General features: G+C 61.1%; 9 protein-coding genes. All 9 read right to left on the bottom strand.

Translation table 11 applies throughout. The annotated features are described in order from the left end of the window. Window positions 1–101: 101 nt before the first annotated feature. The gene (gene tldD, locus ACJ8J4_RS21355; RefSeq protein ID WP_025304416.1) at window positions 102–1,547 is read right to left on the bottom strand and encodes a metalloprotease TldD; all 1,446 of its coding nucleotides are present in this window, start codon (window positions 1,545–1,547) and stop codon (window positions 102–104) included. A gap of 25 nt (window positions 1,548–1,572) precedes the next feature. Further along, a complete protein-coding gene (gene nit1, locus ACJ8J4_RS21350) occupies window positions 1,573–2,415 on the bottom strand; it encodes a deaminated glutathione amidase (protein ID WP_038629939.1) in 843 nt (280 codons plus the stop codon). Next, window positions 2,412–6,215, bottom strand: coding sequence for an AsmA2 domain-containing protein YhdP (yhdP, locus tag ACJ8J4_RS21345; protein ID WP_197836073.1), 3,804 nt, complete (start codon window positions 6,213–6,215; stop codon window positions 2,412–2,414). The genes nit1 and yhdP overlap by 4 nt, the downstream gene beginning before the upstream one ends. Before the next feature lie 88 nt (window positions 6,216–6,303). Next, on the bottom strand, window positions 6,304–7,773 hold the full coding sequence (rng, locus tag ACJ8J4_RS21340; RefSeq protein ID WP_025304418.1) for a ribonuclease G: 1,470 nt from the start codon (window positions 7,771–7,773) through the stop codon (window positions 6,304–6,306). A 38-nt stretch (window positions 7,774–7,811) separates the two neighbouring features. Then, a complete protein-coding gene (locus ACJ8J4_RS21335) occupies window positions 7,812–8,396 on the bottom strand; it encodes a Maf family protein (RefSeq protein WP_004936921.1) in 585 nt (194 codons plus the stop codon). Between the two features lie 10 nt (window positions 8,397–8,406). Next, window positions 8,407–8,895: a rod shape-determining protein MreD gene (mreD, locus tag ACJ8J4_RS21330; protein WP_004936918.1), complete on the bottom strand. Its 489-nt coding sequence runs from the start codon at window positions 8,893–8,895 to the stop codon at window positions 8,407–8,409. Beyond that, window positions 8,892–9,908 (bottom strand): rod shape-determining protein MreC, encoded by a 1,017-nt coding sequence (mreC, locus tag ACJ8J4_RS21325; RefSeq protein WP_025304420.1) that lies wholly within the window; start codon window positions 9,906–9,908, stop codon window positions 8,892–8,894. The genes mreD and mreC overlap by 4 nt, the downstream gene beginning before the upstream one ends. Window positions 9,909–10,002: 94 nt before the next feature. Further along, window positions 10,003–11,046 (bottom strand): rod shape-determining protein MreB, encoded by a 1,044-nt coding sequence (gene mreB, locus ACJ8J4_RS21320; RefSeq protein WP_003855260.1) that lies wholly within the window; start codon window positions 11,044–11,046, stop codon window positions 10,003–10,005. A 413-nt stretch (window positions 11,047–11,459) separates the two neighbouring features. Continuing rightward, window positions 11,460–13,394, bottom strand: a complete 1,935-nt coding sequence (gene csrD / locus ACJ8J4_RS21315; protein ID WP_025304421.1) for an RNase E specificity factor CsrD — start codon at window positions 13,392–13,394, stop codon at window positions 11,460–11,462. Window positions 13,395–13,544 lie beyond the last annotated feature (150 nt).

Below are 13,544 nucleotides of genomic sequence, written 5' to 3'. Positions count from 1 at the left end.
ATCTTTCTCGGCATCATCGCCGCACAGCACTCTTTGCGCGGGCGAGAGAAAACTCAAAATGGGGAATGAACAAGGGGCCAATGCGGCCCCTTGAGGAAAAATTACGCCGTGCCGCCGACGGTCAGCGTGTCCAGTTTCAGCGTCGGTTGGCCGACGCCCACCGGCACACTCTGGCCTTCCTTGCCGCACACACCCACGCCTTTATCAAGCGCCAGATCGTTGCCGACCATCGAAATCTGCTGCATCGCCTCGATGCCGGAGCCGATCAGCGTCGCCCCCTTCACCGGCTTGGTGATACGCCCTTTCTCGATCAGATAGGCTTCGGTGGTGGAGAACACGAACTTGCCGGAGGTGATGTCCACCTGGCCGCCGCCAAAGTTCGGCGCGTACAGGCCGTACTCGACGCTGGCGATGATCTCTTCCGGCGTCGATTGGCCCGCCAGCATGTAGGTGTTGGTCATGCGCGGCATCGGCAGATGCGCATAGGACTCGCGGCGGCCGTTGCCGGTCGGGGCGACGCCCATCAGCCGCGCGTTGAGCTTGTCCTGCATGTAGCCTTTCAGCACGCCGTTTTCGATCAGTACGTTGTACTGGCCCGGCACGCCTTCGTCGTCGATCGCCAGCGAGCCGCGGCGCCCTTGCAGGGTGCCGTCATCCACCACGGTGCACAGCTCGGACGCCACCAGCTCGCCCATATGGCCGCTGAACACCGAGGTGCCGCGTCGGTTGAAGTCGCCTTCCAGGCCGTGGCCCACCGCCTCGTGCAGCAGCACGCCTGGCCAGCCGGCCCCCAGCACCACCGGCATATTGCCGGCCGGCGCCGCCACTGCGCCAAGATTGACCAGCGCCATGCGCACCGCCTCTTGGGCATAGATATCGGCGCGCACCTCGCCGTCGACGGCTTCCAGGAAGTAGTCATAGCCGAAACGGCCGCCGCCGCCGCTGGAGCCGCGCTCACGCTTGCCGTCCTGCTCCACCAGCACGCTGACGGAAAGGCGCACCAGCGGGCGAACGTCCGCTGCCAGCGTGCCGTCGGTGGCGGCTACCAGCACCTGCTCGTAAACGCCGGTGATGCTGGCGTTCACTTCCTGCACCCGCGCATCGGCGGCGCGCGCCACCTTGTCGACGCGGTGCAGCAGGGCGATTTTCTCTTCGCGCGGCAGGCTTTGCAACGGATCGAGCAGCGGGTACAGCGCCTGATAACCGATTTCGCCCAGAGTATGCGCCCGCCCGTCGCCCTGCTCGCGCACGATGCTGCGCGCCGCCTGGGCACTTTGCTGCAGCGCATTCAGGGTGATCTGATCGGCATAGGCGAAGCCGGTCTTCTCACCGCTGACGGCGCGCACGCCGACGCCCTGATCGATATTGTAAGAGCCATCCTTGATGATGCCGTCCTCGATCACCCAGGCTTCGTGATAGCTGGACTGGAAATAGAGATCGGCGTAGTCGATACGGCGTTCTGCCAGTTGACCCAATACCCTGTACAGGTCTTGATGACTCAGCTTGTTGGTAGCGAGTAACTGCTCACTGACAAACGTCAGGCTCATAATGGTTTCACTCTTGATTGGAGGATTACTTGTCAGACGGCGCCGTCAGCGACGTCTGGAATCGGTTGTGCTGCAGCACCGGCATCTGCGCACGAATATTTTTCAGGCTTGCGGCGTCCACACGCACCTTCAGTGCCGCCACGGCGTCCGCGTTCTCGGCCAACACCTTGCCCCAGCCGTCGACAGCCATCGAGTGGCCCCAGGTGCGACGGGTCGGCCCGTGGCGCCCCACCTGCGCCGGCGCCAGGATCATGCACTGGTTTTCGATCGCCCGGGCGCGCAGCAGGATTTCCCAATGCGCCTCGCCGGTCACCCGGGTAAAGGCAGCCGGCACCGAAATCAGTTCGGCGCCCTGCGCCCGCAGTGCCTGGAACAGCGCAGGGAAGCGCAGATCGTAACATATGGTCATGCCCAAACGCCCGACCGGCGTATCCACCACCGTCAGGTGCTGCCCGTGCTGGTAGGTATCCGACTCGCGGTAATGGCCGTGCGCGTCGTTGATGTCCACATCGAACATGTGCAGCTTGTCGTAGCGGGCGCGGATCTCGCCCTGCTCGTCGAACAACAGGCTGCTGGTGGTGATAAGCTCCGGGTTCTCACGGCTGACGAGCGGCATCGAGCCCACCAGCAACCACACGCCATAACGGCGCGCCAGTTCGCGCACCGCGTTCTGCAGCGGACCATCGCCCTGTTTTTCCGCCTGTTGGCGATAGGCCGCGGAGTTGGCGAACAACAACGCGTTCTCCGGCGTCATGACCAGTTTTACCCCGGCATTGAGCTGCTTGATCTGCTGTTCAATCTGGGCCAGGTTATCGCGCACCTGATCGCCACTGCACAACTGCAACAACGCAACGTTAGCATTCCTCATGACGCCTTATCCTCCTTTGCCTTACGAAGTACCTCATTGATCTTCGGCTGGTCGAGATCGCCGCTGATATGGTAGCGAATCAGCGAAATCTTGCTCCACAGCGGCCCCAGCACCTGCGAGGCGGCAAATACCGCCGCGCCGACGATCGGGTTAACGACAAACGCCGTGGCCACGCCGACCGTCGCCGAAATCGCCGGCGCCACCACCGCTTCCATATCGATGCGGCGGCGCGCCAGATCGATCTGGCCGCTCATGGCGATATCCGCCGCCAGGCCGTCGATCAATAGATTATCTGTATGCATTATGCCATCTTTCAGCCAGGCGGTACTGCGGATGGAATCAAAGTAGAAGCCTTTGCCGAAGGTATCGCTGAAATCGAACTGCAGCTTGCGCAGCAGGGCATCGAAACTGACCAGCCGCAGCAGCTGACCGGCACGGCCACCGCCCATACTGTCGATTTCACCCTTGCCCATCTTGACCTGCAGCGCACCGCTCAGCGTATCGACCCGTGGCTGCCACGGCGTGCCATGCCAGTACAGATCGAAATCCACGTCATAAGGCGCGCCTTTAAGCGGAATGGTGATGCCGAAGAAGGCGGCGGTTTCATCGATCTTGCCGCCGAGCAGCTTGCCTTTCAGCGAGCTGCGCTCTTCCTGCGCATTTTGTTTCCACAGGCCGGTGGCGGTCATGCGCCCTTTGCCGGTATCGACCAGGCCGTGATCCAGCGTCAGGGTATCGCCCCGATTGGTCAGATCCGCCTCGACCCTGCCGAGGTTCTGCCCCAGCACCCAGCACGATTTGCAGCGCAGCATCAACGAAGGCCAGTCGCGGAAGGAAACGTTCTCGGTCGACGGCGGCGGCGTGCCCGCCGCGTTTTTCGTCTCTGCGAACTGCGGGTTGTAATACAGGTAGTTGATATCGGCGCGCCACGGCCCGCGATCGGCCACCCGCAGGCTACCATCCACTTCGTCGCTCTTGGCGCTCACCAGGGTAGCGCCAAGCTGTTTCTCGGCCGACAGCGTCAGCTTATGCCAGGCCTGGCCGCCCAACAGCAGCTGCGGCGTGGTCAGCGCCACGGTGGTGGGGAAGCTGAAACCGCCCACCTGACCGCTGCCGCCGCCCTGTTTCAGCGCCGGTGCCAGCAGCGCCAGCCACTGCTCGCCGTCCAGCGCCGGCAGGTTCAACGTCATCGACTTGCCGGCCGGAAGAGGCGGGGTGCCGCCCCCGTTGGTTTGCCAGGCGGCGCGCGCCAGGTTCACCTGTTTTTTATCGAAGTTCCATTCGCTGTTGAAGCGGTTCTGTTTGCCCGCGCTGCCGGTCAACATAAAGCCGTTCAAACCACCTTTGACCTTGACGTTCACCGGCAGCGCCTCTCCCGACGCCTTGTCCAGTGGCGAAGGTAAGTGACTGCTCACTTTCTTCAGGTCTGCGTCAAGGCCGATATCGTAGCTGGCCGAGCCCTGATGCGGCAGCGTGATGGCCACCTGGCTCTGCCAGGGCGCACTGCCGCTGAGCGCATCGGCGGCCTCTTTTGGCAGGCCGGGGAACTTGCCCGGCTGCCAGTCTCCTTTCAGACCGACGTTGACCTTGTAGTCACGCTCGCCTTCCTGCGTAGTGAAGTTGACCGCCACCGGTTGCCCGAACCAGTTGGCCGACAGGGTGTCGCTCTCCAGATTGCCATTGTCGAAGCGGAACTTGCCGCTGAGCTTCTGCAGCTCGCTTTCCAGCGGTTTTATCAGCAACGAATTGTTGTTCAGCGCCACTTCACCGGTGGCTCTGACCTGCTCGCCGTCCAGGGGGATATCGAGATGTAAGCGCCCACTGACATCACCGCCAATCTGCAGCTGATCCAGCGCCGCCCCCAGCGAATCGTGCAACGGTGTCTGCATGAAGTAGTCATGTACGTCGCTGCCCGCACCCGCGACTTCGGCGTCGATCAGCAACCGTTCTTTCAGGTAATCCGGGATCACCGCGCTGATATTTTTACCCGCCACCTTGCCCAAGCGGGTTTGCGGCGCATGCATCCACAGCCCCTCGTTGGCGAAATCGAGATCGATCGCCAAATCGGTCAGCGCCGGCCAGCCCGGTTGGAACTGGAAGGTGGCGTGACGCAGCGGTACGAAGACTTCGAACTGCCCTTCGTTTTTGCGGTACGGGAAATGCTGCGGATCGCCGGAATAAATCAGCGTGGCGTTATCCACCTGGCCGCCCTGAATGGCGCCGCCCAGGTAGTCCACCAGATGCTTGCCCATCAGCGGTTCCGGGAAATAGCGCCAGGCGTCGGCGCCGTCATACAGGCGGATGCCCGCCAGGATATTCAGCCACGGATCGCCCTTGGCCGGCTGCTGATAACGGAAATCGCCGTTGACCCACAGCGACTTCGCCTTGACGTCCAGCCCCTGACTCGCCAGCTCCCAGCCCTGATCGTTATAGCGCCAGGTCAGCGCGCCGCGCGCGCGGCTGATTTCAAGCGGCGCGCGGAACATGTCGCCGTAAGGCAGGGTGCTGTCGGTGAGCCCCAGCGTCAGGCGGCCGTTCTCCACCCCGCCACTCAACGCGCCGGAGAAGTGGTTGACGCCCGGCAGCAGTTCCCAACGCTGCCAGCTGACATCGCGCCACAGCGCCTGAAAACGGCTCTTTTCCGGCTGCTTGAGCGGGATGTCCAGCGCCAGCGCTTCCATCTTCCCCTGCGGCTGCAGATCGTTCCAGCGATCGAGCACGTCCGGGCTGAGGAACGAGAAGGTCGGCAGCAACGCCGATAGACGCTCCAACTGAAGATGGGTCGCGCGCACCCGCAGCTCTTCATTCTGCGCCGGCCCCATAAATTCGGTGTTTTCCGGCAGCCACAGCGCAGAAAGCGCGCCCTGCGGCCAGGCCTGGCCGTCGGTGCTCAACCGCAGCTGCGGCACGTCGAGCTGCCAACCGGTGCCCTGGCGGCGCAGCGACAGCGCCAGATTGTCTACGTCCAGCCGGTGCTGCGCGGCGCCGGTATTCCAGTTGGCCGCCCCCTGCTTGAGCAACGCATGGCCGCCGGCGATCTCGCCGTTTTGCACCTGCAGCCAGGCTGCCAGGCTGAAGTCGGCGCTTTCCAGCCCGGTGTTGGCGCGCAGCCAGCGGGTAAACCAGGGTTTCATGTCGATGTTATCGGCCTGCAGATAGACCGTGCCGGTGTCCAGCAGGCCCTGATTATCGCGCAGGTCCATGCGCAGCTGCACCACACCGTGCTGGCCGTTCAGCGTCGACAGGCTGATCTGCCCCTCGGCGCGGTGGCGATCGCGGCCGTTGAGCCAGGTCAGTTGGGGAATGTCGAATTCGGCGCGCGCGCCGGCGGGCGTCAGGAACGAGATACGGCTGTCGCGCAGATCGAAGTGGTCGAGCTGGCGCAGCATCAGATCGCTGATTTTACCGGGCTCAAGGCCGTCGCCCTCACGATCGCCGCCCAGCGTGGCGTTCAGATCGAGGCGGAATTGATAGAAGGTCAGATCGCGGAACTGCCAGCGCCAGTGCAGCAGCGACTGCCACACGTCCAGCGCCAGCGTCACGCGTTCGATATGCACATCGCTTTTGGGCAGCGTAACGCTCAGGTTGCGCACTTCAAGCTGTGGGCCGAACGTTTCCCAACTGCCCTGCAGGAAATCCATCTGCACAGGCACACCGGATAGCTTCTCCACCTGCGCCAGCAGTTGGGGACGATAGTCGTTCAGCTTCGGCAGCATCAGGCGCAGCCCGCTGATCAGCAGCGCCACAATCACGATTAGGGTGGCGCCTGTTGCTAACAGAATCCCAGGCAGTCGCCTCACGCAGTTCTCCTTGCTCCGCTGCCTGGCAACGGGAATATCTATGCACTGACGGGCCCGGCGTGCCGGGCCCCTACCGATGTCGGGCGGGCTACATCATGACGACGTCGAACTGCTCCTGGCTGTACAACGGTTCGATCTGCACCTTCACCTGTTTGCCGACGAAGATCTCCACTTCGGCCAGCGCATGCGACTCTTCGCTCTTCAGCGCTTCGCCAACCGCCGCGGAGGCGTACACCAGGAAGCGATCGGAATCGTAAGCATGGTGCACGCGTACAATCTCGCGCAGGATCTCGTAGCACACGGTTTCCACCGTTTTCACGGTGCCGCGCCCATTGCAAGTAGGACAATCGTGACAGAGCACATGTTCAATGCTTTCACGCGTGCGTTTACGCGTCATTTCAACTAAGCCTAGCTGAGAGAAGCCGTTGATCGTGGTTTTTACCCGATCTTTACTCAATGCCTGCTCCAGCGAGTGCAGCACCCGGCGGCGATGCTCTTCGTTGTTCATATCGATAAAGTCGATGATGATGATGCCGCCCAGGTTGCGCAGCCGCAGCTGGCGCGCGATGGCCTGCGTCGCCTCGATGTTGGTATTGAAGATGGTTTCGTCGAGGTTGCGGTGGCCGACGAAGGCGCCGGTATTGATATCGACGGTGGTCATCGCCTCGGTCTGATCGATGATCAGATAGCCACCGGACTTTAGCTCAACCTTGCGCTCCAGCGCGCGCTGGATTTCGTTTTCCACGTCGTACAGATCGAAAATTGGCTGGCTGCCGGTGTAGAGTTCGAGCTTGTTGGTAATGTCCGGGATGTACTCGCCGGTAAACTCCACCAACAGATCGTGCGTCAGCCGCGAATCGACGCGAATGCGATCCAGCGCCGCGCCGGCGAAATCGCGCAAGATGCGCTGCGCCAGCGCCAGCTCGCCGTACAGCTTGTATTTGGTCTGGTTGCGCTTCTTGCGCTCCATCACCTTGGTCCACAGGCGTTTGAGGAACGCGGCATCCTGCGCCAGCTCTTCCTCGCCGATGCCTTCCGCCGCGGTGCGGATAATAAAGCCGCCCAGCTCGTCGCAGTGCGGCGCAACGATGGACTTCAGGCGCTCGCGCTCGGCTTCGCTGTCGATGCGCTGCGAAACGCCGACGTGCGCCGCGCCCGGCATGAAGACTAGATAGCGCGAAGGCAGCGTGATATCCGTGGTCAGACGCGCGCCCTTGGTCCCGAGCGGATCTTTCACCACCTGCACCATCAGGTCTTGCCCCTGGCGCACCAGCTCGGCGATGTCGCGCACGTGGAAGTTTTTCCGCTCGTCGCCGGCGACGCATTCGGTATGCGGCATGATGTCGGAGGCGTGCAGGAAGGCGGCCTTGTCCAGGCCGATGTCGACGAACGCCGCCTGCATCCCCGGCAGGACGCGGCTGACGCGCCCTTTATAGATATTGCCGACGATGCCGCGTTTGGATTCGCGTTCGATATGAATCTCTTGCAGAATGCCGCCATCGATATAGGCGACCCGCGTTTCAGACGGTGTGATATTAACCAGTAGCTCAGCTGTCATGCCTTCTCCTCAGAGCCGGTCGATAATGGCAGCGCCCATCAACCGGTTCTTACATCACGTAATGCGACAAAATTACTGAGCAGCTCATGTGTTTCGACCAGCGGCAGACCGACCACCGCGTGATAACTCCCGGTTATCGTTCTGACGAAACAACCACCCTTTCCTTGAATTCCGTAGGCGCCCGCTTTATCCATCGGTTCGCCCGTAGCAATATAGTCGCGGATATCCTGTTGTGACAGGCTGCGGAACGTCACGTCGGTCACCACCAGCTGGCAGCGCACGTCGTGGCGATCGGCGATCGCCACCGCCGTCATCACCTGATGCTGTTTGCCCGACAGAGCCGCCAGCATGTCCGCCGCATGGGCTTCGTCGCGCGGCTTCTCCAGCACCCGGCCGTTGAGCACCACGATGGTGTCTGCGCCCAGCACCGGCCGATCTTCCTGCGCCAGCGCCACGCCCGCCTTGGCCTTGTCCTGCGCCAGACGGCGCACATAGGCCTCTGCGGCTTCGCCTTCCCGGCGCTGCTCTTCGGTATGCGTCAGCAGAATGTCAAACGACACGCCCAACAGGGTCAACAGTTCACGTCGACGTGGGGAGCCGGAGGCCAGATAAAGCGAAGTCATTGATATACCCTTACTGTACGGCGAACTGACGGCGGATTTTGCGCATCAACAGGAATAACCACGGCCACAAAATGCCGTTTACCACACTACTCCAGAATACCTCTGGGCGGAAAGAGACGTTGATCACTAAAAATTCAGCCCAGAACACCACCACATCCATCGACAGCGACAGCAGCACGACGATCAACGCCTGTTGCCACAGCGCCATATTGCGGAACAGTTGGAATTTGAACGCCACCAGATAGGCGATGATGCCCAGCGCCAGCGCGCGTACGCCCAGCGTAGAGCCGAGGATCAGATCCATGATCAACCCCAGCACGAAGCCGGTACCGACGTTGACACGATGCGGCAAGGCCATCACCCAGTAGATCAGGATCAGCACCAGCCAGGAAGGCCGGAACATGTAGATCTGCTCCGGCCACGGCATGATTTGCAGCACCAACGCCACCAGGAACGACAGCCAGATGATCCAGCGCCCGTGGCTGCGGTAACTGTTCATTGCACCACTCCCGCCGCGGCAGGCTGAGCCGATGGCGTAGCGCCGGCGGGTTGCGGCGCCACGCCGGTGGCCGGTGCGGGCAGCTGCGGCCCAACGGAACCGGCAGGCGGCAGCACCTGCGGCATCATCTGCATCAGGCGCTCATTGGCGACGCGGTGCACTTCGTCCGGCGGTAGCGGCATGTCGCCGTTGCGATCGGCGCCCCACAGCAGCAGCAGGTAGCGCAAGCGCTGCAGACCGGCGGTCGGCCGCGCCTGAATCACGGTGTAAGCGCGCTGATTGTCGACCTTGACCGAGGAAACGACCGCCACCGGATAGCCTTCCGGGAAGCGGCCGCCGAGGCCGGAGGTCACCAGCACGTCGCCAACGCGGATATCGGTGTTGTTCGGCAGATGCTCCAGTTGCAGATCGTCGGCGCAGCCGCTGCCCGCGGCGATCACTCGAATATCGTTACGCAGCACCTGAATCGGCAGCGCGTGCGAGGCGTCGCAGATCAGCAGCACGCGGCTGGTGACTTTCGCCACCGCCACCACCTGGCCAACCACGCCCTTGTCGCTGATCACCGGCTGGCCTTCATAGACGCCGTTGTCCGACCCTTTGTCGATAACGACCTGATCGCTGTAAGGATCGGAGCCGGTGGAGATCACCTGGGTGACCATCTTGTGTTCGTCCTGGCGCAGCGGAGAACCCAGCAGCTCGCGCAAGCGGGCGTTTTCCTGCTTGAATTGGCCAAGAAGAAGAATATCGCTGTTTTTCAGCAGCAGTTCCTGCCGCAGAGCGCGGTTTTCCAGCTCCAGCTGTTGGCGGGTGGCCAGCGTCTCTGACACGCTGTCCAAAACTTTACGTGGCCCGTTGGCCAGAAAATAGAAAGGGCTGACTGCGGTGTCCATGTAGTTGCGTATCTTCACGAACGTGCCGAGCCGGCTGTCGGCAACGATCAGGCCAATGGCCGCAATCACCGCCAAAAAAAGTCGCAGTTGCAGGGAAGGCCCCCTGCTAAAAATCGGCTTCATAAATTATGCGAGTTCCTCGACAACAGAAAGAGGAACCGTACCCGATTTTCGCTGTGCGCATTCATCCGATACGATTCCTCCTTCCTGGGGCTGACTATTCTTCGCTGAACAAATCGCCGCCGTGCATGTCGATCATTTCCAACGCCTTGCCGCCACCGCGCGCCACGCAGGTCAGCGGATCTTCCGCCACCACGACCGGAATGCCGGTTTCTTCCATCAGCAGGCGATCGAGGTTGCGCAGCAGCGCGCCGCCGCCGGTCAATACCATGCCGCGTTCGGAAATGTCGGAGGCCAATTCTGGCGGGCACTGCTCCAGCGCAACCATCACCGCGCTGACGATACCGGTCAGCGGCTCTTGCAGGGCTTCGAGGATTTCATTGGAGTTCAGGGTAAAGCCGCGCGGTACGCCTTCAGCCAGGTTACGGCCGCGCACTTCGATTTCGCGCACTTCGTCGCCCGGATAGGCAGAACCGATTTCGTGCTTGATGCGCTCTGCGGTGGCTTCGCCGATCAGCGAGCCGTAGTTGCGGCGCACATAATTGATGATGGCTTCATCGAAACGGTCGCCGCCGATGCGTACGGAAGAAGAGTACACCACGCCGTTCAGCGAGATCACCGCCACTTCAGTGGTACCGCCACCGATATCCACCACCATGGAGCCGGTCGCTTCGGAGACCGGCAGACCTGCGCCGATCGCCGCCGCCATCGGCTCTTCAATCAGGAACACTTCACGCGCGCCGGCCCCTTGGGCGGACTCGCGGATAGCGCGGCGTTCAACCTGGGTCGCGCCGACCGGCACACAGACCAGCACGCGCGGGCTTGGGCGCATAAAGCTGTTGCTGTGAACCTGTTTGATAAAGTGCTGCAGCATTTTTTCAGTCACGAAGAAATCGGCGATCACGCCGTCTTTCATCGGGCGAATAGCCGCGATGTTGCCGGGGGTGCGGCCCAGCATCTGTTTGGCGTCATGACCGACGGCCGCGACGCTCTTTGGGGAGCCGGCACGATCCTGACGAATGGCAACCACCGAAGGTTCATTCAGTACGATGCCTTGCCCTTTAACATAAATCAGGGTATTGGCGGTACCCAAGTCGATGGACAAGTCGTTGGAAAACATGCCACGAAATTTCTTAAACATAACGAAAGGATAATCCTGCAAGCTGGGGGCGGAAAATAAAATCCGCCTACTTTACCAACCACACGAAGCAGCGACAAGGCGCAAAAACGTTCTACTTCGGTGAAAAATAGTCTGTATTGTTTCTGCTCGAATGCACGGAAATTGGATGAGGCCTGAATTCCCTGAACAAAGGCTCAGTTTACCACCCTGTCAACGCACGAAACGGCGTAACACAGCTCATAAAATCTAACATATTCCCTGATTGCCGCCGATGGTAAGCACCTACCAACGCCAACCAGATAAAAGCTGACAAGAGCCTATCTCAAATAGGCGTCGTTGTCGCAGGCAGATTGGAGAAAACTCCAAAATGACGGGTGACATGGCCCAGATGGATCCGGCGCTCATTCTACGTCAATTTTTGTCCGGCAATCAGCTTAAACACGATAACGACGTGAATATTTTTTACGCCCCGCGTCGATAGGTTCCGGCGATGCGAAAAAGTCGCCCTGCCCGCCGTGGATCCCCCGCTCTTTCAGCGTCTGCCACTCGTTGCGCGTACGTACGCTGGCGGCGAACACCTGAGCACGCGTGCCCGCGCAGGCGCCGGTCAGGCTCTGCACGAACAGCTGGTTTTCGTCCCGCTTATCAATGCTCCGCACCAGCCCCGGGTGGAGCTTGACGATCTCCACCTGCAGCGACTTGATATAGGACGTACTGACCACGGTTAAACCCGCTTTGGACACCGCGAGACGGCAGCCCAGCCCTGACAACAGCCTCAGCACCGGACGCAAACGGTCGATATGTTGACACACATCTGCCTCCGCAAGTTCAATCAGAATTCGCCGACGTTGGCTTTTTTCGCATTGCAACAGCGTATCGCGCAGCCAGCGCTGGAAAGAGCGCTGCAAAATCGAGTCCACGCACAGCGGAAACGCCAGCGTTTCCTCGGGCCACTGCGCCAACAAGGGAATGATGCGGCTCACCTGTTGGCGATCGTAACTCTCCGCCAACCCCAACTGCTGCACCAGCGGCATATATTCCGCCGGCAGCAATTCCTGGGTGCCGTCATAGATCCGGCTCATGATCTCACGATGGTGCACCTCGCCTTCCACGGTCACCGCCGGTTTCTGATACAGCCGCGGGCCGCCGCGCGCCAGCACCTGTTCCAGCAGCGTGCGCCACTTGACGCTGCCGCGCCCCTTTTCCGGCACCTGGCTGTCGTACACATACCACCCGTTTTCGCCCTGCAGCGTAGCGTGGCGCGTCGCCTGCTCCGCATAGTCGATTACCTGCTCGGTGGTTTGACCGCTGCGGTACGCCACGATGCCGATGTGCAGGAAGGCCTCGCGATCGATCAGCGCCGTGGAAGGCAAGGCATCGATGGCGTTGACCAGCTGTGAAGCGATGCCGTCGGCTTCCTTCAGGGTTCGATGCGGCAACAGCACGGTAAAATCGCTGTGGAAGTAGCGCGCCAGCAGCGCCGACGGGTAGCGCATCACGAAGGTAGACAGCAGGTTGACCAGCGAATACATCAGCTCTTGCACCGCCATGCTGCCGTGCGTCTCGCGCAGGGTCTCGAAGTCGGGCAGCCGCACCATCATCACGATGCCGTGCGAGCCTTCATCTTCCAACTGAGTGGTCAATTGATTATCGAAAAACAGGCGATTATTCAGCCCGGTTTTGGCATCCTGCGCGGCGAAGGCGCGGATCAGCGTATCGACCCGGCTGCGCTCTTCCCGCGCTTCCGCCAGATCGGCCAGCAGGCGGTCGAGCGCGCCGCTGACGTTGGCTGGCCACTCACGCACGTCGCCCTGCATGACGTTTTCACGCTCGCCGTTCAGAATGCGCCGCGCACGGCGTTCCAGACGATCTTCGCCGTCGGCCTGCTCACGCAGCCAGCGCAGGCTGAACAGCAAAACCACCACCATGACGACGATCGACAGCGTGACGGCGGCGGTGGATTGCAGCGTGCGCACGTCGCTGGCGAAGGGATCGAGGTAGGTGATGTGCAGCGTACTGCCCGGGTGCTGCAACAGAGTTCGCGAGACCTGACGATAGCCGTTCAGCGCATCCCAGGGCTCTTTTTTCAGCGTCGGCAATTTATAGTCGAGGAGCTTGCTGGTACCGGCCTCTACGCGGATCGACACAATGCCGAGCGGACGCATGACAATCGGCAACCATTTCTCCTGATCGCGCGGCGATTCCTGCAACATGGCTTGATCGAGAGAGGTGACCAGCGAATCAAAGCGGCGCTCCTGGCGATCCTGGGTAACGTAAAAGAAGCTGTATGAGCATCCCATCAGCATCAAAAACATCGCCAGCGCGACCAACAGAGTGATCAATGCAGAGAGTTTGGTGGTAAATCGCATCCCTGTGCCTTGTCCGCTATGGTTAAGTGAGTGTTCACCCTTTAGCTAAAAGGGGCCGTCCAACCCTAACAAGCCTTGCCGAGGAATTAAACCTGCAAGCGCCGTTTTTGTCCTTTATCAGGACTTGGGCCGCTTATTATGCATATAGTC

The organism is Serratia sp. CY47280 (genome assembly GCF_052168655.1).
GTDB lineage: Bacteria > Pseudomonadota > Gammaproteobacteria > Enterobacterales > Enterobacteriaceae > Serratia > Serratia bockelmannii.
The sequence above is the reverse complement of the archived record's forward strand: the minus strand, read 5'-3'. Positions and strand labels throughout refer to the sequence as shown.